The following is an 18,731-nucleotide window of genomic DNA, read 5'->3' as shown; positions in this document are numbered from 1 at the left end:
GCGCGCCGTCTCATGCCTGCTGCCGCCCCCTCCGCAGCCCGTCCCCTGGCAAAGCGGCACGAACTCCCATGCTCCTCCCGTTCCATTCTGATCAACTCGCGCAGAGGTACCCGTGCCCCATCCCCATGCCCGGATGACCATTCACGGCAGACGCCTCCTCGTCGACAGAGTCCGGGCCGGCCGCCCCGTCGCCCACGTGGCCGACGAAATGGGCATCTCCCGCACTACCGCACACAAGTGGGTCCGCCGCTGGCGTGCCGAAGGCGACGCGGGACTGCACGACCGCACGAGCAGACCTCGAACCACGCCGCACCGCACCCCCGCTGAAATAGAGAAACAAATCTGCGCCCTGCGGCAAGAAAAGAAACTCGGCCCGGCTCGGATCGGCCCCATCCTCGGCATGCCCGCCTCCACGGTCCACCGCGTCCTCACCCGCCACAGCCTGAACCGGCTGCGCTGGATGGACCGGCCCACCGGCCAGATCATCCGCCGCTACGAACGCGAACAGCCTGGCGAACTCATCCACGTCGACATCAAGAATCTCGGCAACATCCCCGACGGCGGCGGACATCGCTTCATGCCCCGACAGCACGCCCTCGCCAACCGGCAGGTCACTACCAGTGTCCGCAAGGGCGGTAGTCCGGTGATCGGCTACAGCTTCATCCACACCGCCATCGACGACCACTCCCGGCTCGCCTACAGCGAAGCCCTCGCCGACGAACGCAAGGAAACCGCCTCCGCATTCTGGCGACGTGCCGACGCCTTCTTCGCCGCGCACGGCATCACCGTTCAGCGCGTCCTGACCGACAACGGCTCGTGCTACCGGTCCGCGCTGTTCCGCCGGACTCTGAGCGCGGCCGGCATCGTCCACAAGCGCACTCGGCCCTACCGTCCGCAGACGAACGGCAAGGTGGAGCGCCTGAATCGCACTCTGCTCGACGAATGGGCGTACGTGCGCCCGTACGCCAGCAACGCCGAACGCACCGACGCCCTGGCGGACTTCCTTCACACCTACAACTACCACCGATGCCACACCGCACTCGGCAGGCAGCCACCCATCAGTCGCGTAAACAACCCTGCAGGTCAATACGCCTAGGCAGAACTCGGGGGGCGACTCACCGGTCGCGCAGCGGCCCCGTTTCCACGTGGTGGTAGCGGTCGGCCGCGGCCGTCCACGCTGACGAACATGACTCGATCGTGGTCAGAAAAGGGCCGGAGTCTCATCGGTACCCCCTTCCGGCGGCAGGCCGCGCAGTCCTTCCAGCGAGCCGGCCACCGTGGCGAGCCGGACGAAGAGACGCGCCGCAACCAAGGCGTCGTAGCCCGCCCGATGAGGCCGCACATCATGCGGCAGCCCCTCGGCAAGCTGAAGCGCCTCGACCAGCGAACCGAGCCGGAAACTCATCTGGTCAGGCATAAAACGCCGCGCTAGCTTGAGCGTGTCGAACACTTCGGGGCACGTCCAGTCGGGCATCTTGCGCCGAAGAACGCCTGCGTCCACGTGCGCGTTGTGTGCCACGAAGGCCGAGACGTCCAACGCTTTGAGAACATCGTCCCTGATGTCCGTGAACACCGGGGCGTCGGCCACGGCCTTGTTGCTGATGCCGTGAACGCGCCGCGCCATCGGCGTGATCGCTTGGTCGGGACGGACCAGCCATGAGACCGGCTCCCCGATGACACCGCCGACGACGGGGACAGCAGCCAGCTCCACAAGGTCCGGCGGCTGGTGGCCGTTCCCCTCCACGTCAACGACCGCGTAGGAGAGTTCCGTCCAGTCAGCCATCTTGCGTGCCGTCCTTCCAGCCGATCTCAGCTCGGCCATGTCGCCGCTCCCGGTGCGGGTGCCGTACGTCGTGCACCTGGAACCTGAAAGTGTGTTGCAGGTAGTAACGCGGCTGCTCGGTCTCCAGTCCCGAGACGACGGCCGCGTGCTCCGTGACGTCCACGACCACCGGACCACGAGCCTCCGGAAGGTCGGCGGCGACTTCCCGCAGCCGCTTCGCGGTCGGGACGTGGTGTGCATCCTTGCAGCGGTCGAGCTGCGCCAGCGGGCAGATGTCGCAGAGTTCAGGGACGCCGTAGTGGCCGTTGTAGTCCGGCAACTCATGGGCGTAGGCCACGGCGCACGAGGTCTTGCGGAACAAGGAGTCGCTGTCGGCGAAGCTGGAAAGGACGCGCCTTTCCAACGTCTCCGGCACAATCTTGCGCCGGGCCGTCTCGTCGTACGGCTCGGGCAGGTTGTTCGCCTTGTAGTAGGCCGCGATCTGGTCGCGGTAGAACAGCCCCGTGAAGACCGTCGCGTCGGCGTGCTTGCTCAGCTCGTACGCCTGGTCCAGGTGCTCGGGTGAGTCGTTGAGACCAGGCACCAGCGGGCGCCAGTAGAGAACCGTCCGGTACTTGCGGCTCCGCGGCGCGCTCATGAGTTTCAGGGACTCGGCCGCGACATGCGACGGGTAGGGCTCGATGCCCTTGTCGTCGATCCCGGAGTACGTGAACAGCAGCGTCAGCTTGACGTGCTGGAGCCGGTTGAGCCGGTCAATGTCCTCGGGCTTCATCTGGTGCCTGGTGATGACGAGTGCGTGGTTCGTCAGCTTCCGGGCGTCCAGGTCCTCCAGCACGGCGAGAGTGTGCGGCCGGACCACAGGCAAGAACGGGTCGGTGGCGCGGTTGAACACCTGTACCGGCGTGACGTGCGGCTGGAAGTAGCGATGACCGACCAGTTCTTCGACGGCTTCGGCGTCGCTCATGAGCGCACGCGGCACACGCTGGTCCCACAGACCGTAGGTGTGCCGGATGCAGTACGCACAGTCCAGCGGGCAGCCCTGAATGTGATTCAGGCTGAGCCCGCTTTTGCGATACTCCACGACTTCGCGGGCGCGCTCGGGCATCCGCTCTGTCTGATCACGAGTTAAAAGTTGCACTGAGACAGGCACTTGACGGCCTCCCGAGTCCGGGGACGGGGGAGCGCGGAGTAACGCGCTCCATGGGAAGCGTAGGGGTGCACTTTGGCATTGAATAGAAAATTTCTGGGAATTTCTAGAAACTCACTCGCCAGGAGAGAAGGCGCGCAATCAGGAGCCATCCTCCGAGGTGTCAGGAGCGAAGGCTTCGATCACCCGATTGATGATCGCCCGCGCCGCCCTGCCGTAGCTGGCAACGGCCGCAAGCTGCTCAAACGCGCTGCCGTACAGCTCGATTTCTTGTGGTTGGCGGAGGTCAAGCTCAGCCGACAGCGTCTCAACGAGCACCCGTTCGTTGTCGTAGATCCAGAAGCCATGCCACGGCGAAGTGGCGTATTGAGCCTCGAAGCTGATAATGCCGAGACGCACGTTCGGGAGCTGCGACAGTGAAACCATCCGATCAAGCTGACCGATCATGACGTCCGGAGCGCAGAGACGAAACCTGAGCGCCGCTTCGGTAAGAACGAAGTGGAATCGCTTGTCCGGTCGGTACAGGATCTCTTGGCGCCTTGCCCGCCCGGCCACGGCCTCGTTGATGTCATTGGGCAACTTCAGCCGGCGGATGCCTTCGGCGAAGCGGGCACGTGCGTACTCGGGTGTTTGGAGGAGACCTGGAATCACGGTTGCTTCGAAGGCACGGAAAAGCCGGGTCCTCTGGTCCCACGAGATCAGCTCTTGCTGGTGGGGCCTCAAGCCGGTGCGGAGGATGCGCTGCCACTCGGCGTGCTGCACTTCCAGCGTGTGCAGCGAAGCGAGCAGCGCTTCGGTCTCGCCCTCGCTCCCCGTGACCGCGGCCCACTTGCGAATGTCGTCGTCGGTGGGGGTCTGGCGGCCGTTCTCCAGCTTGGACACCTTGGAAGGCGGCCACGACAACGACTCCGCGAGCTGCCTGCCGCTCATGTCGGCAGCTTGGCGAAGCTCGCGGAGTCGTTTGCCCAGGGCATCTCTGGCCTCGTGGACGTTAGACGAACCCGAGGTGTTGTTCGGTGGCAAAGTCATCCCGCCTGATGGCGTGGTGCCAAGCGGCATCGCGCCAGTAGTTGTGCTGCACGACTTCGCGGGCGTCTTCGATGACCTCGCCGCCAAGGAAGGCGTCGGCGTCATCAAAGTGCATCCGCACCAGCTTGCGCGAGTCGAACAGCCAGTAGTCGTGAGGGGGGAGCTGTTCGGCGTCCGCCCGGTCGCGCGTCAAGTAGCGGATGTCCTCGCCGGCGCCGTTGGTGAACTGAGCACACCACACACCGAACCGGCTGTAGTCGGTGAGCGGCAAGCTGACCACCCGTACACGCGTGAAGCGTCGCGCCCTGGACGTAGCGTCACGAATCATAGTCAGCCAGTCCTGCAGCCACGGCAGGTCGTCCTTCTCCTGCGCAAGGAACTTCCGCAGCGACTCGTTCTCATAGTCCGCGTCGTAGCGGTCGCGGACTTCCAGACGAAACGCTGTGTGCTCGAACGACTGGAAGAGTCGGCCGAACTCTTCTCCGGTCAGAAAGCTCAGTGTTCTCCCTCCTCCATATAGCGGCGGGCGTACATCTTGAGCACGTCTTCCGGGATCTCGATCAGCGTCTCATGGTCGGGGACCTCGCCGACGTCGGCCAGTACCTGGAGGTCCGTCACCTTCCAGCCCTGCGCGATGTAGGTGACGCGGTCGGTGCGGTCGGTGGCGAACAGCGTCGGGGAGTTGCCGATCTGAGACTCAGGGTCCTTACCGAGGAACCGAGCACGCATGGTGTCCTCCCTTGCTCGAAACTTGACGAACCGTTCTCGCACATCGTGAGGCGGACGGCTCGAACGGTCAAGGCGGCCTCTCTACAGGGGGCATGGAGCAGCGGAGAGCGGTCGGCACGGCGACGCCGGAGGATTGGCCCGCCGTTCGCGTCACCCCTGGTCCGACGCTGTCCGACGCCGATGGCGCTGACACGGATGGAAGGGGCCGCGGAGCGCGGATCGGACTCGGTCGTCGGCGGCATGTACCGGCATATGCGGGCGCTCCCGTATCTGCGCCCGGGCCAGTACCGGACGGTGCTCGGCTGGTGCGGCTCGGCCTGGCGAAGCTCGGGCAGGCCGAGCCTGGCCGGGAGCGGGAATGGTGACGGGGGCAGTTGCACCTCGGGGCCGCGGTGATGGCGGGGCGCGCGCACGACAATGCCGCAGCGCCCGGGCACCTTGAGGAGCCGGAACCAACGCCCCCGACACCCTCCACGCCCAGCCCGGTGGACGCCTGGGCGGGCCCGCGATCCATGATCCGCCGCGTGCCCGCTACTGCTCCCTCGCGTCCACGGACACCGCCAAGTCCTGGCGTCGCGCGGTGGTGTGCGTACGGTGTCTGGAACCTAAGCGGGGCGAGCGGGGGCCGCTTCGGCATGTCTGCGTGAAACGGCGTTGCCCCATACTGGCGGTGACGAGCTGTAAGGAGGGCAATGCCGTGACGACTCCCGATGGTACGCCGGACCCCTACGCCGCCCCGATCGTCTTCGGCCAGCGCATGCAGATCCTGCGTCAGCGCCGGGGCATCACACGCACCCAGCTCGGCGGACTCCTCGGGCTCACCGCATCGTGGGTGAAGGGGGTGGAGACCGGCCGTCTCCAAACCCCCAAGCTGAACATGGTGCTCCGCATCGCCGAGGTACTGCGTGTCCGAAATCTGGCCGACCTCACGGGACACGACGTGGCCGTGGATCTGTTCACGGGTCCTGGGCACCCCCGACTCCCCGCCGTGGGCGCGGCGGTGGACGCGTTCCCGATGACCGGCCGGTCTCAGGAGCAGCCTGCCGCGCATCTGCGGGCCCGGCTCGACGCGGCGTGGACGGCGCGGCATTCGGCGCCGAACCACCGGGAAATCATCGGCGGTCTGCTGCCGAACCTGATCGGGGACGCGCAGACGGCGGTGCGGCAGGCAGCCACCGGCACGGAGCGGCGAGCGGCGCAGGCGATCCTCTCTGAGGTGTACAGCCTCGCGCAGTTCTTCGTGGCGTATCAGCCGGATGCGGCACTGCTGTGGCGGGTGGCCGAGCGCGGCCTGATCGCGGCGCGGGAGAGCGAGGACCCGCGCGCCATCGGTGTCGCGGCGTGGCTCACCGCACAGGCCCACCGCGACAGCGGCCCCGCGCACTTCGACGCTGCCGACACCGTGACTCGCGAAGGTCTTGAGTACCTGGCGCCGCACCTGCCCGACGCGACGGACGCCGTGTTGGCCATCGCGGGCGCGCTCACGTTCGAGGCGGGCTACACCGCGGCGCGCCGTCTGGAGACAGGCACGGCGTGGCGGTTGTGGGACCGGGCCCGGGAGATGGCAGGGCGCCTGCCCGCGACCTACTACGACCCGGTCACGTCGTTCGGCCGGGCCATCATGGGGGCCCACGCGGTCACCGTCGCCGTGGAGCTGCACGCGGGCGGAGAGTCGGTGCGGCAGGCCGCGGCAGCGGACGCCGCGACGATCCCGTCCCGGCCGCGACGAGCGCGCCACCGGATCGAGGAGGCACGCGGGTACCAGCTCGACGGACAGCCGGATGTGGCACTGGCGACGTTGGCCAAGGCGCACGAGGCGGCGCCGGAGACCATCAAGTACAACGGCTACGCGAAGGCGATCATCCTGGAGGAAGCGGAGTCGAAGGCCCCCGTCCGCCGCCGCCGTGCCTCCGAACTCGCAGTGCGGATCGGCATGCTGACCGCGTAGTCGTGGGGGCACAATCTGTGCCCCCGATTGCGCCGCACCGCTCCTACGGTCACGAAGAAGCCCGGCGACCTGCCACCGGTCCCGGGGATGGCCGACTGGTTGGAGCCGACGTGCAGCACGCTACACAGCGTCCCCCCGGACGAGCGAACAGAACTTGACGAGCCCGGAGCGGTGCCGGCGCCCGCGTACCGTACGGCCGCCGCTGCCGCCTGGCTCACCCAGGCGTACCCACGCCCGGCTGAGGTGTACGAGGCGTGGTCGCATCCGTACGGTGTGGCCGCTCTGCCGTGCAATGGGCCGTTCACCGCGGTGCGTCTGGCTGAGAGCGTCGTGCGTGCCGCCGTCGACCGCGACGATCCGGCCGCTGTCCGCGCCCGCCTTGCCGAGACCCTGTACGGGCCGGTCATCCACGATCCGCAGCACCGGCGCTACTACGCCCTTGTTTCGGCAGGTGCCGCGAAGGGGTGGCGGGTGCCCGGGGTGGAGTGCCTTGGCTCGGAGTATTACCTCGGCGTTCCCAACCCCGCCGCGATCCGTCCCTCGGGAATGAACGGGTACTGGGTGGTGCCGATGGACGGCCCAGGACACCTGTGCGATCCGGTCGCGGTGGAGGAGTTGGCGCGGCGCGGGCGGGAGCGCGCGGCGGCCGGGGCGATGCGTCTGTGCTTCCGGTGTCAGGAATGGGCCCACGGCACGGAGTTGGTGCAGATTATCGAGCAGGGCTCGACCTTTGGTGCCGGTCTGTACGCCTGCCCGAGCTGCCGCGCGGCACACCGACTGACGCCACTCACCGAGAGTGGTGCCTGAGATGGTGGACCATGCCAGCCCTGCGGCCGACTGGCTCGCCTCCGCACACCCCCGCCCCGCCGAGGCACACCGGGCCTGGAAGCAGCCCGGCGGCCTGGCCCCGCTGCCCTGCGGGGTGCTGTTCACCGCCGTACGCCTGCCCGCGCTGCTCGTCCACGCCGCCACCGGGACCGACGATCCCGACACCCTCCGCGCCCGGCTATACGAACACCTGGGCGGGCCCGTGATCCACGACCCCGCCCGCGCCCGCTACTACCCCCTCGTCCCCACGGACACCGCGAAGTCCTGGCGCCACACGGTCGCGTACATCCGGTGTCTGGAACCGGAGCAGTGCCTCAACATGCCAGCGCCCACCGCCTCCGAGCCCTCCGCACAGACCCCGTACTGGACCGTGCCCCCGGCGAAGCCGTACAAGCTGTGCGACCCGGAAGCGGTGAAGGACCTGACCCGGCACGGCCAGCGGCAGGCGGCGGCGAGCGGCGCAGGGTGGTGTCACTGGCACGCGGGCTACGCCCCCGGCACCCGGCTCGTGACCGTCACCGGGACGTCGAGTCTGGACGCCGGTGGACGCTGGGCCTGCCCACCCTGCCGCAGAACCCACCGGCTCAAACCCTTCTACGAACAACAGCGGAACTGATCCCCTTGGCTCTCGCGCGATGGCTGTCAGCCTCACCACCGCGGCCCGTGCCGCCCTCAGCCCCCGCCGTCACGCCCCCACCGGCAGCTCCCCACGCTCCGCCAGCATCCCGCGCAACCTGCCGAAGACCCGGCCGTCGGAGGCGAGGCCGTCGTGTTCGTATTCGTTGGTGACCCAGGTGCGGACGCGGCCCACCGCGGACGCCGTTTCCAGGGAGAGGTCCGCGTCGACGTACATGTCGTCCGCGTACACCACCGCCGCCACCGGCACCTCGTTGGCGGCGAGGCGTGCGGTGTCGTACAGCGGTGGCCAGGACGGGCGGGTGGCCAGTTCCTCCACCGCGGCCCTGAAAGGACGCAGGCCCCGCAGCTCCTCGAACATCCAGGGGTAGATCATCTCTCCCGTGAACAGCAGCGGCCTTGCCTCCGGGCGGAACGCGGGGTGCGCGGCCCGCTCCCGCTCCGCGGCCCAGGCCGCCACCCCGTCCCCCACGGCGAAGATCGACTCCTGGAGAGCGGCGAACAGCGGCCGGTCGGCGAAGCCCGTACGCTCCATCACCCGGCCGAGGAACGTCTCGGTCAGCCGCTCCCCGGCGCCCGCGCCGCCGTCCGCGAACGCCTCGTCGAAGAGCCAGTGCATCCGCTCGAAGCCCGGCGCCATCCCGAAGTCGAGGCCCAGCGTTTGGAGCCGGCGTACCGTCAGCGCGTCTCCGTCGGGCAGCCGCACCCCGCCGCCCGCCACCAGGTCGGCGACCCGCGCCACCACCTCCACGTCCCCCGGGTACCGCTCCCGGTAGACCCGGTTCTTCGCGGCCACCCTGGGATATGTGCGCCGGTACAGCTCCGTGGCGTCAGGGCGTATTACCGCGGGCAGGCCCCCCGCCACCAGGCAGGCCGCGAGACCGCCTGGCGCCCGGGAGAGGTACGTCATCGTCAGGAAGCCGCCGTAGCTCTGGCCGAGCGTGGTCCACCGCCCGCCGCCGAACTCGGCGACCCGCAGATGCTCGGCGTCCGCGACGATCGAGTCCGCCCGGAACATGCCCAGGTACGCCGCCGCCTCCCGGGCCGAGCCGAACGCCTCCACCACGGGGCCGTCCACCGGGCTGCTGCGGCCGGTGCCGCGCTGGTCGAGCAGTACCACCCGGTAGTGCCGCAGCGCCTCGGGCAGCCAGCCGCCGTCGTGCACGCCCATCGGCCTGCTCGCCTTGCCGCCCGGGCCGCCCTGGAGGTAGAGCAGCAGCGGCAGCTCCGCGTTCCTGCGCGCCGGGTCAACCACCTCGCGCGCGAACACGGAAAGCGCGGGGCCGCCCTCGGCCGCCCAGTCGAGCGGCACCGCCACCCGGTGCTCGCGCACATGCGCGCCAGGCAGCGTGTACTCGGCGGTGATCACCGCGCCCTCACCTGCCCACCGCGTAGCCCTGCGCGCCCCGGGGGCTCGCGCCCGCCCGCAGCCAGCCGTCCTCGCTGGCCACGGCGGTGACATGGCCGAGCGCCCAGGCGTCCACGGTCTCCACCAGGTGCCCACGCGCCCGCAGCCCCGCGCGCACCTCCGCGTCCATGCGCTCCTCGACCAGTACGGCCCCGGGGTGCGCGTCGCGCGGGTAGAAGGAGCTTGGCATGTGGGTGGTGTGGAACTCGGGGGCGTCGATGGCCTCCTGGAGGTTCATGCCGCCGTGCACCACGTTGAGGAAGAAGTGCAGCGTCCACTGGTCCTGGAAATCGCCGCCCGGGGTGCCGAACGCCAGCCAGGGCCGCCCGTCGCGCAGTGCCAGGGACGGCGTCAGCGTGGTGCGGGGGCGCGCCCCAGGCCGCAGCGAGTTCGGCAGTCCCTCGGGCACCCAGAACATCTGGCCCCGGGTGCTGAGGCAGAAGCCGAGCCCGGGGACGGTCGGGGACGCCTGGAACCAGCCGCCGCTCGGCGTCGCCGAGATCACCATGCCGCTGCTGTCGGCCACGTCGAGATGGCAGGTGTCGCCCCTGGTCTCGCCGGACGCGGCCACCGTGGGCTCCCCGGTGCCGCCGCCGCCGGGCGCCCCGCCGCCGGACGGGCCGGGGTACGGCGGCAGCACGGGCTTCCGGCCGCCCGGCGACCCCGGCCGCAGGTCGAGGGAGGCGGCGGAGGTGATGAGGCGGCGCCGCTCGTCGTTGTAGCCGCGCTCCAGCAGCGCGCCCAGCGGGACGTCGGTGAACCGCGGGTCGCCGTACCACGCCTCCCGGTCCGCGAGGGCGAGCTTCGCCGACTCCACGACGGTGTGCACCCAGTCCACCGATCCTGGGCCCATCTCCGCCAGGTCGAACCCGTCGAGCAGCGCGAGCTGTTGCAGGAACACCGGGCCCTGCCCCCAGGGGCCCGTCTTGCACACGGTGTGCCCCCGGTAGTCGAAGGTGACGGGCTCCTCGACGGTGGCCTCCCAGCGGGCGAGGTCGTCCGCGTCGAGCAGCCCCCGGTGCGCGCGGCCCGAGGTGTCCATGACCTCGGTGGAGCGGCAGTACGCGCCGATGGCCTCGGTGACGAAGCCCCGGTACCAGGCGTCGCGGGCCGCGGCGATCCCCTTCTCCCGGGAGCCGCCCGCCTGCTGCGACGCGTCCACGAGCCGCTGGTAGGTGTCGGCGAGCACCGGGTTGGTGAAGCGCGCCCCCGCCTTCGGCACCGCGCCGCCGGGCAGCCAGGTGGCGGCCGAGGTCGGCCAGTGGGCGCGGAACATGTCCGCCACCGTGCCGAGCGCCGCGGCGGCCCTGCCCAGCAGCGGATGGCCCGCGCGGGCGTAGTGGATCGCGGGCGCGAGGACGTCGGCGAGCCGCCAGGTGCCCCACCGTTCGAGCAGCAGCAGCCAGGCGCCGAACGCCCCGGGCACCACCGCGGGCAGCAGCCCGGTGCCCGGCACCAGGTCGAGCCCGAGGTCCGCGAGGCGCCGCCCCTCGGCCGCGGCGGGCGCCACGCCCTGGCCGCAGATCACCGAGACGCGTGCGTCGTCCGGCGACCACAGCAGTACGGGGACCTCGCCGCCGGGGCCGTTGAGATGGGGCTCGACGACCTGGAGGACGAAGCCCGCCGCGACGGCGGCGTCCGCCGCGTTGCCGCCGCGCTCCAGCACACTCATACCGGTGGCCGAGGCCAGCCAGTGGGTGCTCGCGACCATGCCGAAGTCGCCGGTGAGTTCAGGGCGTGTGGTCAGCAATGCCGTTCTCTTTCCTGGTTGTTCCGGCGGCCTTGGCCAGGTCGGGGCCGCCCTGAGGGGTGACGAGGTGGCAGGAGACCCGGTGCTCGGGCGCCGTGACACCGGTCAGCAGCGGCGGCTCGGTGCGGCAGCGGTCCACGGCGACCGGGCAGCGGGTGTGGAAGGAGCAGCCCGCGATCCGCCGGGTCTGGCTGGGCGGGTCGCCGCGCAGCACGATCCGGCCGCCGGTCGCCGCCCGCGGCCGCGGCACCGGCGCCGCGGACAGCAGCGCCTGGGTGTACGGGTGCTGGGGGTCGGCGAAGAGGTCCGCGCGGGAGGCGGTCTCCACCACCCGGCCCAGGTAGAGCACCGCGATCCGGTCGCCGACGAACTCCACCACCGACAGGTCGTGGGTGATGAACAGGCAGGAGAAGCCGAGGTCGGTACGGAGGTCGAGCAGCAGGTTGAGGATCGACGCCTGCACCGACACGTCGAGCGCCGACACCGGCTCGTCCGCCACCACAAGGCGCGGGCGCATGACCAGCGCCCTGGCCAGCGCGACCCGCTGCCGCTGCCCGCCCGACAACTCGTGCGGGCGGCGCGCCGCGGTCCGCTCGCCGAGCCCGACCCGCTCCAGCATCTCCGCGACCCGGCGCTGCCGCTCGCGCGCGTCGCCCTCGCCGTGCTGGCGCAGCGGCCCCGCCACGATGTCGCCGATGCTGCTGCGCGGGTTCAGCGACGAGTACGCGTCCTGGAACACCACGTGCACATTCCGGCGCAGCGGGCGCAGCCGGCGGGCGCCCATGGTGGAGATGTCCTCCCCGAGCAGCCGTATCCGCCCGCCGGTGGGCGTGGTCAGCCGGGCCACACAGCGGCCGATGGTCGACTTGCCGCTGCCCGACTCGCCGACAAGGCCCAGGATCTCGCCCCTGCCGATGCGCAGGTCGACCCCGTCCACGGCGCGCACGGTGCCGCCCGGGCCGCTCCCGTAGTGCTTGACGAGGCCCTCGACCTCAAGGACCGTGTCGTCCGCGGCCCCGGCGGCCCCGCCGTCGGCGGCGTCCCTGCTCATGCGCCCTCCTCGGGTCCTGGGTGGTAGCACGCCACCAGATGGCCGTCCCCGACCCGTTCCAGCGGGGGCCTCGCCGCCGTGCACTCGGGCCCGGCGCGGCGGCAGCGCGGCGCGAACTGGCAGGCGTCCGGGTCGGAGTCGGGCGGCGGCACAAGACCCGGGATCTCGCTGAGCCTGCGCCGCCCGCCGCGCAGCACGGCCCGCCCCGGCAGCGCGTCCAGCAGACCGGTGGTGTACGGGTGCTGGGGGCGCTCGAAGAGCGCGGGCGCGGGGGAGTGCTCCACGTGCCGCCCGGAGTACATCACCACCACCCGGTCCGCGATCTCCGCGACCACCCCCAGGTCGTGGGTGATGAGGATGACGGCGGTGCCGAGCGTGGCGCGCAGGTCCCTGATGATGTCGAGGACGCCCGCCTGGATGGTCACGTCGAGCGCGGTGGTCGGCTCGTCCGCGATGAGGACCTTGGGGTCGCAGGCCACCGCCGTCGCGATCATCACCCGCTGCCGCATGCCGCCCGACAGCTCGTGCGGATACGAGCGCGCCCTCCTGTGGGCGTCGGGGACGCCGACCAGGTCGAGCAGTTCCACGACCCGCTCGCGGACCTGGGCCCGCGTCATGCCGGTGTGCCTGCGCAGCACCTCGCCGATCTGCCGGCCCACGGTGAAGCCGGGGTTGAGCGAGGTCATGGGCTCCTGGAACACCACGGAGACGTCCTTGCCGCGCACGTCGCCCATCCGCTTCTCCGGCAGCGTGGTCAGCTCCACCCCGTCGAGGAGCACGGAGCCGCTGATGGTGGCGCGCTCCTCGTCGAGCAGCCGGGGGATCGCCATGGCGGTGGCGGTCTTGCCGCAGCCCGACTCGCCGACCAGCGCCAGGATCTCGCCGCGGCCGAGGCTGAAGGAGACGTCCTTGGCGGCGATCACGGGCCCGTCCTCGGTGCGGTACTCCACCCTGAGGCCCGCCACTTCCAGCAGTGTCATCGCAGCTCCCTGGGGTCGAGCACGTCACGCAGCCCGTCGCCGAGCAGATTGAAGCCGAGAGTCGTCAGCGCGATGGCGACGCCGGGGAACACCGCGAGCAGCGGGTCCTGGGAGAGGAACTGCTGGGCGCTGGTCAGCATCACGCCCCAGGACGCCTGCGGCGGCTGCACCCCGAGCCCGAGGAAGCTCAGCGCCGCCTCGCCGAGGATGCCTGCGGGGATGGCGACGGTGGCCTTCACGATCAGGGTGCTCGTCATGTTGGGCAGGATGGTGCGCCACATGACGGCGGCGCCCCGCGCCCCGTCGGCGACGGCGGCCTCCACGAAGTCCTGCTCCCGCAGCACCAGCGTCTCGCCGCGCACGATCCGTACCACCGAGGGCACCTCGGCGACCGCGAGCGCGATGATCACGTTGCGCAGCGAGGGGCCGAGGATGGCCGCCATGCCCACCGCGAAGATCAGATAGGGGAAGGAGAGGACCACGTCGGTGATCCGCATCAGCACCGAGTCCGTCCAGCCCCGGTAGTAGCCGGCGGCGAGCCCGAGGGGGATGCCGACGGCGAGCGCGAGCGCGGTGGAGACCACGCCCGCGAGCAGCGACACCCGGGCGCCGCCGGTGATCCTGGCGAGCACGTCGCGGCCGAGGTCGTCGGTGCCGAGGAGGTGGGAGCCCGAGGGGTCGGCGAGGATGTGGGTGAGGCCGAGCCGGGTCTGGCTGCCCGCGATCAGCGGCCCGAAGAGCGCGACCAGCAGGAACAGCAGCACCAGCACCGCCCCGGCCACCGCCATCTTCCGGCGCAGCAGCCGCCGCAGGGCGCGCCGCCCGCGCCGCGCCGCCGCCGGTGCCCCGGCTCCGGCCGCGGGGGCCGCCTGGGGGGAGGGGGCCGTGTCGGTCATCGGGACGCTCCAGCCGTGCGCAGACGGGGGTCGAGATAGCCGTACGCGACGTCGACGAGCAGGTTGACCAGTACGTATCCGACGACCGTGACCAGTACCGCGCCCTGGATGACGGGGTAGTTGCGGGACGAGACACCGTCGACGATCAGCTTGCCGAAGCCGGGGATGACGAAGATCTGCTCGGTGATGACCGCGCCGCTGATGAGCCCCGCGAGCTGGAGCCCGATCACGGTGGTCACGGTGGTGAGGCTGTTGCGCAGCGCGTGGGTGAGCTGCTGCCCGCCGCCGAGGCCCTTGGAGCGCGCGGTGCGCACGTAGTCGGCGGAGAGCTGGCCGAGCAGCGAGGACCGGGTCTGGCGCATGATGACCGCGGCGAGCCCGGTGCCGAGCACCAGCACCGGCATCACCATGCGCTCCAGATTGCCCGCCGGGTCGTCGGCGAGTCCGACGAAGCCCGACGCTGGCAGGACGTGCCAGTGCACGGAGAACACGACGATGCCGAGCATGCCGAGCCAGAAGTGCGGTACGGAGAGCCCGAACAGGCCGAAGGCGTTGGCGGCGTAGTCGAACGCCGAGCCGCGGCGCACCGCGGACACGACGCCCGCGAGCACCCCCACCACGACCCCGACGAGCATCGCGAGCAGCGCCAGTTCGAGCGTGACGGGCAGCCGCTCGGCCAGGACATGGGTGACGGTGGCCTTGTCCTGGGTGGAGACGCCCAGGTTGCCCCGGAGCGCCTGGGTCACGTAGTGCACGTACTGGACGGGCAGCGGCCGGTCGAGGCCGAACTGCCGCCGGATCTCCGCCACCGCCTCGGGGGTCGGGCTCTCGCCCGCCAGCACGGTGGCCGGGTCGCCCGGCAGCGCGCGCACCCCGAGGAACACGGCGACACTGGCGAGGACGAGCGTCACCACCGAGGTGCCCGCGCGCCGGAGTATGAACCACTTCATGACACCTGCCGGGAGTTCTGGGGAATCGGTTCCGCACACGGGCCTGGAGCCGGGGCCGCCCGTCGTACGGGGTCAGTGGGTGATCAGTGGGTGAGGTACGCCGTCTTGAACCGGGGGAGCCCGTCGGGCTGGTAGACGACGCCGTGCACGCGGCTGCTGGTGCCGAGGAACCAGCGGTTGTGGTACAGGTACAGCAGCGGGCGCAGCCCGCCCACGCGTGCCACGGCGCGGGCGTAGAGCTTGGAGCGGGTGGCGTTGTCGTCGGCCTCTGACGCCTGCGAGACGAGCGAGTCGACGGTGCGGTCGCTGAATCCGGAGAAGTTGTTGGCGCCGCCGGTCGTGATGATGTCGTTGGTGTCGCCGTCCGGGTCGACCCGCCCCGACCAGCCTTCGAGGAAGGCGTCGAACTGCCCCTTGCGGGCGAGGTCGAGCCCGGAGACCAGGTCGATGGGCCGCACGGACACCTTGAACCCGACGTCCTGCGCCATGGACTGGATCACCTGGGCCTCGCGCTGGGGCGCGGCACCGGTCGGGACCATCAGCTCGACCGAGGGGTGGTCATCCCCTGACTTCTCGACCAGGGCGCGGGCCGCGTCGGGGTCGTAGGCGGTGCAGTCGGGGCGCACCCGCAGCGGGCTCTGCGCGGGCAGCGGGCCGCAGTCGGGCACGTTCTGCCCGTTCCAGACGGCCTTGTTGAGGGCGTTTCTGTCGATGCTCATCTCGAAGGCGCGGCGCAGCGCGGGGGACGTGCCGAGCGCGGTGTCCGCGTTCTTCCTGACGTTGATGGAGATCGACTGGTAGGCGATGGTGTCGGAGTGCAGCACCCGTACGCCCGACTCCCCCTTGAGGGTGACGGCGTCGCTGGGGTCGATGTGCTCGGCCGCCTGGACGTCGCCGGACTCCAGGTTCGCGGTGGCGACGCTTGAGTTGGTGATGAAGCGGTACTGGATGCCGTCGAGGCGCACCTTGTCCGCGTCGTAGTAGTAGCGGGACTTGACGAAGTCCATCTCGTTGCCGGAGACCCGGTCCTGGAAGCGGAAGGGGCCGACGCAGACGGGCGCGGTGCCGAAGTCGTCGCCGAGCTTCTTCAGCGCGGTGGGCGACATGATGAGCCCGGCCCGGTCGGCGAGCTGGGAGAGCAGTGGCGCCGAGGGGTGCTTCAGCACGAGCCGCACGGTGCGCGGCCCGGTGGTCTCGACCCGGGAGACGGCGCCGAGTTCGCCGGCGCGGGCCGACGCCTTCATGGTGAGGTCGCGTTCGAGGGTGGTCTGCACCGCGGCCGCGTCGAGCGGTGTGCCGTCGTTGAAGCGCACCCCCTTGCGGACCGTGATCTCCATGGACCTGCCGTCCGCGGAGACTTCGGGGAGGGCCGCGGCGAGCTGGGGCACGATCCGCAGTTTGCTGTCGACGTCGTAGAGCTTCTCGCAGAAGCTGGTGAAGACGAGGCGGGCGGCGAAGGTGTTGGCGAGCGTCGGGTCGAGGCTGTCCGGCTCGGTCGGGGTGGACACGGTCAGGGTGTTGGGCGACGCCTCGGACGCGGAGCCGGAGCCCGGCGTCGAGCAGGAAGCGAGCAACAGGGCCGCTGCCGCCCCGGCACCCGCGCCGAGTATGCGATGGCGCATCGTTCCTCGATGTCGTTGTGGGAGGCGGCGTCCCGGGGCGCGTGGTTACGGCCACCAAGACGAACCCATGTGTTCCGTAGATCGAACAAGCCGAGGCTATGGGGGTGTCCTGGGGGTGTCAATGGTCGTGTCGCGCGAAGGTCGCCCAGAGGTCGCCGCCCGTTGTCCCGGCTGCCACGCGCGGAATCTTTGCCGACGGCGGCGCGGGGGTGGGGGGCGCGCCGCTTTGCGTTCAGTATGTCGTACACGATCGTTCGTTACGGCGAACGGCCGTGAGGTCCCCGGGGAGGCTGCGTCGGCGGTCGCTGCCGGGGCCCACCTCGACGGCGGCATGGCCGGCTCGGGCGAGATCTTCGGTGCTCGTGACGCCATAGCCGGGGCCATCCGGAAGGGCACTCGCCTCGCGCCGCGACACCGGGGGCGACCCGCTGCTGACGTATGTCGTGCCGGTCAACTCCGGTGCACGGCGCGGTTACGGCAGCCTGGGAACCCGCTGCGTACTGGCCCGGCTGCAACGCGCAATATGTTATGGCAAATCCAGACATAGCTACCACCTTCGAGTGAATGTGAAAGATCAATTCCCGCCCAAAGCGGCGGAATTGACCATTCGTCCCATGTTGGTGTGGCGTGGATCACCCTTAGCGTGAGGGGTGTCAGGCTCACCCTGAGCGAAGGGACACTTCCATGCGCGTCGGAGTACTGACCGGGGGCGGCGACTGCCCCGGGCTCAACGCCGTCATCCGGGGCGTCGTCCGCAAGGGCGTCCAGGAGTACGGCTACCGGTTCACCGGATTCCGCGACGGCTGGCGCGGCCCCCTCGAAGGGGACTCCGTCCAGCTCGACATCCCCGCCGTGCGCGGCATCCTGCCCCGTGGCGGCACCATCCTCGGTTCCTCGCGTACCAACCCCCTCAAGGTCGAGAACGGCATCCGCCGGATCAAGGAGAACCTGGCGAAGCAGGAGGTGGACGCCCTCATCGCGATCGGCGGCGAGGACACCCTCGGCGTCGCCGCCCGGCTCGCGGACGAGTACGGGATCAACTGCGTCGGGGTGCCCAAGACCATCGACAACGACCTCTCCGCCACCGACTACACCTTCGGCTTCGACACCGCCGTCGGCATCGCCACCGAGGCCATCGACCGGCTGCACACCACCGCCGAGTCCCACATGCGGGTCCTCGTGGTCGAGGTGATGGGCCGCCACACCGGCTGGATCGCGCTGCACTCGGGCCTCGCGGGCGGCGCCAACGTCATCCTCATCCCCGAGCAGCGCTTCGACCTCGACCAGGTCTGCGGCTGGGTCACCTCCCGGTTCCGGGCCTCCTACGCGCCGATCGTGGTCGTCGCCGAGGGCGCCATGCCGCAGGACGGCGACCTGGTCCTCAAGGACGGCACCCTCGACTCGTTCGGCCACGTACGGCTCTCCGGCATCGGCGAGTGGCTCGCCAAGGAGATCGAGAAGCGCACCGGCAAGGAGGCGCGCACCACCGTGCTCGGCCATGTGCAGCGCGGCGGCACCCCCAGCGCCTTCGACCGCTGGCTCGCCACCCGCTTCGGACTGCACGCGATCGAGGCGGTGCGCGACGGCGACTTCGGCAAGATGGTCGCGCTCCAGGGCACGGACATCGTCCGCGTCCCGATCGCGGACGCCACCGCCACACTGAAGACGGTCAAGCCCGAGCTGTACAAGGAGGTCGGGGTGTTCTTCGGCTGACCGGGCCACCGGGCCGCGCCGCACCTCGGCACAATCCCTCCCGACCGCCCCCGTCGGGTCCCGGCCCGCCGGGCCCGGCACCCCGGCGAACCAGGTTCTCGAACCACGCCACCCCTGCGACAGCGCTCCCGGGAACACGGCCCCCGACCCCGCCGCCCCGAGGAGCGCGCCCCCTGCCCCGCGAGCCGGCCGCCACCCGGCCGCGGCGGCCGCCCGGGCCTCCGGCACCCGGGCGGCGCGGCGCCGCGCACCCGCCGCCCG

At 70.7% G+C, this 18,731-nt stretch carries 18 protein-coding genes; 6 read left to right on the top strand and 12 right to left on the bottom strand.

The window, feature by feature from the left end; all coding sequences use genetic code 11:
• The first annotated feature begins 112 nt into the window (after nucleotides 1-112).
• Complete coding sequence (locus ACIBIW_RS15790; RefSeq protein WP_399336269.1) at nucleotides 113-1,096, top strand: IS481 family transposase; 984 nt, start codon at nucleotides 113-115, stop codon at nucleotides 1,094-1,096.
• A gap of 105 nt (nucleotides 1,097-1,201) precedes the next feature.
• Here the strand turns inward: ACIBIW_RS15790 and ACIBIW_RS15785 are convergent, their stop codons facing one another.
• The 5 genes from ACIBIW_RS15785 to ACIBIW_RS15765 form a co-directional block, all read right to left on the bottom strand.
• Nucleotides 1,202-1,783: an exonuclease domain-containing protein gene (locus tag ACIBIW_RS15785; RefSeq protein ID WP_399336267.1), complete on the bottom strand. Its 582-nt coding sequence runs from the start codon at nucleotides 1,781-1,783 to the stop codon at nucleotides 1,202-1,204.
• A complete protein-coding gene (locus ACIBIW_RS15780) occupies nucleotides 1,776-2,888 on the bottom strand; it encodes a radical SAM protein (RefSeq protein ID WP_399336265.1) in 1,113 nt (370 codons plus the stop codon). Before ACIBIW_RS15780 ends, ACIBIW_RS15785 begins: the two co-directional genes overlap by 8 nt.
• Nucleotides 2,889-3,071: 183 nt before the next feature.
• Entirely contained in the window at nucleotides 3,072-3,959 is an 888-nt protein-coding gene (locus ACIBIW_RS15775; protein ID WP_399336722.1) for a helix-turn-helix domain-containing protein, read from the bottom strand.
• The gene (locus ACIBIW_RS15770) at nucleotides 3,922-4,449 is read right to left on the bottom strand and encodes a DUF6879 family protein (protein WP_399336720.1); all 528 of its coding nucleotides are present in this window, start codon (nucleotides 4,447-4,449) and stop codon (nucleotides 3,922-3,924) included. Before ACIBIW_RS15770 ends, ACIBIW_RS15775 begins: the two co-directional genes overlap by 38 nt.
• Nucleotides 4,450-4,454: 5 nt before the next feature.
• Nucleotides 4,455-4,688 (bottom strand): hypothetical protein, encoded by a 234-nt coding sequence (locus tag ACIBIW_RS15765; RefSeq protein ID WP_399336264.1) that lies wholly within the window; start codon nucleotides 4,686-4,688, stop codon nucleotides 4,455-4,457.
• Nucleotides 4,689-4,868: 180 nt separating this feature from the next.
• Between ACIBIW_RS15765 and ACIBIW_RS15760 the strand changes: the two genes are divergently transcribed.
• The 4 genes from ACIBIW_RS15760 (at nucleotide 4,869) to ACIBIW_RS15745 (ending at nucleotide 8,080) form a co-directional block, all read left to right on the top strand.
• The gene (locus ACIBIW_RS15760; RefSeq protein ID WP_399336262.1) at nucleotides 4,869-5,084 is read left to right on the top strand and encodes a hypothetical protein; all 216 of its coding nucleotides are present in this window, start codon (nucleotides 4,869-4,871) and stop codon (nucleotides 5,082-5,084) included.
• Nucleotides 5,085-5,445: 361 nt separating this feature from the next.
• Nucleotides 5,446-6,636, top strand: a complete 1,191-nt coding sequence (locus ACIBIW_RS15755; protein ID WP_399336718.1) for a helix-turn-helix domain-containing protein — start codon at nucleotides 5,446-5,448, stop codon at nucleotides 6,634-6,636.
• Between the two features lie 273 nt (nucleotides 6,637-6,909).
• A complete protein-coding gene (locus ACIBIW_RS15750; RefSeq protein WP_399336260.1) occupies nucleotides 6,910-7,443 on the top strand; it encodes a hypothetical protein in 534 nt (177 codons plus the stop codon).
• Nucleotide 7,444: 1 nt separating this feature from the next.
• Nucleotides 7,445-8,080 carry a hypothetical protein gene (locus ACIBIW_RS15745; protein WP_399336258.1) on the top strand — a complete coding sequence of 212 codons (636 nt, stop codon included), beginning with the start codon at nucleotides 7,445-7,447 and terminating at the stop codon, nucleotides 8,078-8,080.
• Nucleotides 8,081-8,149: 69 nt separating this feature from the next.
• Here ACIBIW_RS15745 and ACIBIW_RS15740 read toward each other — a convergent pair whose 3' ends face one another.
• From ACIBIW_RS15740 to ACIBIW_RS15710, 7 genes are all read right to left on the bottom strand, one after another.
• Complete coding sequence (locus tag ACIBIW_RS15740) at nucleotides 8,150-9,469, bottom strand: alpha/beta fold hydrolase (protein ID WP_399336256.1); 1,320 nt, start codon at nucleotides 9,467-9,469, stop codon at nucleotides 8,150-8,152.
• A 7-nt stretch (nucleotides 9,470-9,476) separates the two neighbouring features.
• Nucleotides 9,477-11,258 carry a gamma-glutamyltransferase family protein gene (locus tag ACIBIW_RS15735; RefSeq protein ID WP_399336254.1) on the bottom strand — a complete coding sequence of 594 codons (1,782 nt, stop codon included), beginning with the start codon at nucleotides 11,256-11,258 and terminating at the stop codon, nucleotides 9,477-9,479.
• Nucleotides 11,239-12,309: an ABC transporter ATP-binding protein gene (locus ACIBIW_RS15730; RefSeq protein WP_399336252.1), complete on the bottom strand. Its 1,071-nt coding sequence runs from the start codon at nucleotides 12,307-12,309 to the stop codon at nucleotides 11,239-11,241. Before ACIBIW_RS15730 ends, ACIBIW_RS15735 begins: the two co-directional genes overlap by 20 nt.
• Nucleotides 12,306-13,289, bottom strand: coding sequence for an ABC transporter ATP-binding protein (locus ACIBIW_RS15725; protein ID WP_399336250.1), 984 nt, complete (start codon nucleotides 13,287-13,289; stop codon nucleotides 12,306-12,308). Before ACIBIW_RS15725 ends, ACIBIW_RS15730 begins: the two co-directional genes overlap by 4 nt.
• Nucleotides 13,286-14,185: an ABC transporter permease gene (locus tag ACIBIW_RS15720; protein WP_399336248.1), complete on the bottom strand. Its 900-nt coding sequence runs from the start codon at nucleotides 14,183-14,185 to the stop codon at nucleotides 13,286-13,288. The genes ACIBIW_RS15725 and ACIBIW_RS15720 overlap by 4 nt, the downstream gene beginning before the upstream one ends.
• Nucleotides 14,182-15,135, bottom strand: a complete 954-nt coding sequence (locus ACIBIW_RS15715; protein ID WP_399336246.1) for an ABC transporter permease — start codon at nucleotides 15,133-15,135, stop codon at nucleotides 14,182-14,184. Before ACIBIW_RS15715 ends, ACIBIW_RS15720 begins: the two co-directional genes overlap by 4 nt.
• Before the next feature lie 83 nt (nucleotides 15,136-15,218).
• On the bottom strand, nucleotides 15,219-16,757 hold the full coding sequence (locus tag ACIBIW_RS15710; protein ID WP_399336244.1) for an ABC transporter substrate-binding protein: 1,539 nt from the start codon (nucleotides 16,755-16,757) through the stop codon (nucleotides 15,219-15,221).
• Nucleotides 16,758-17,441: 684 nt separating this feature from the next.
• Between ACIBIW_RS15710 and ACIBIW_RS15705 the strand changes: the two genes are divergently transcribed.
• Nucleotides 17,442-18,470 (top strand): 6-phosphofructokinase, encoded by a 1,029-nt coding sequence (locus tag ACIBIW_RS15705; protein WP_399336242.1) that lies wholly within the window; start codon nucleotides 17,442-17,444, stop codon nucleotides 18,468-18,470.
• Nucleotides 18,471-18,731 lie beyond the last annotated feature (261 nt).

The sequence above is a fragment of the Streptomyces sp. NPDC050560 genome (assembly GCF_044457285.1).
Taxonomy (GTDB): Bacteria; Actinomycetota; Actinomycetes; order Streptomycetales; family Streptomycetaceae; genus Streptomyces.
Note: the sequence above shows the minus strand (reverse complement) of the source record. Positions and strands in the feature narration are given on the sequence as shown.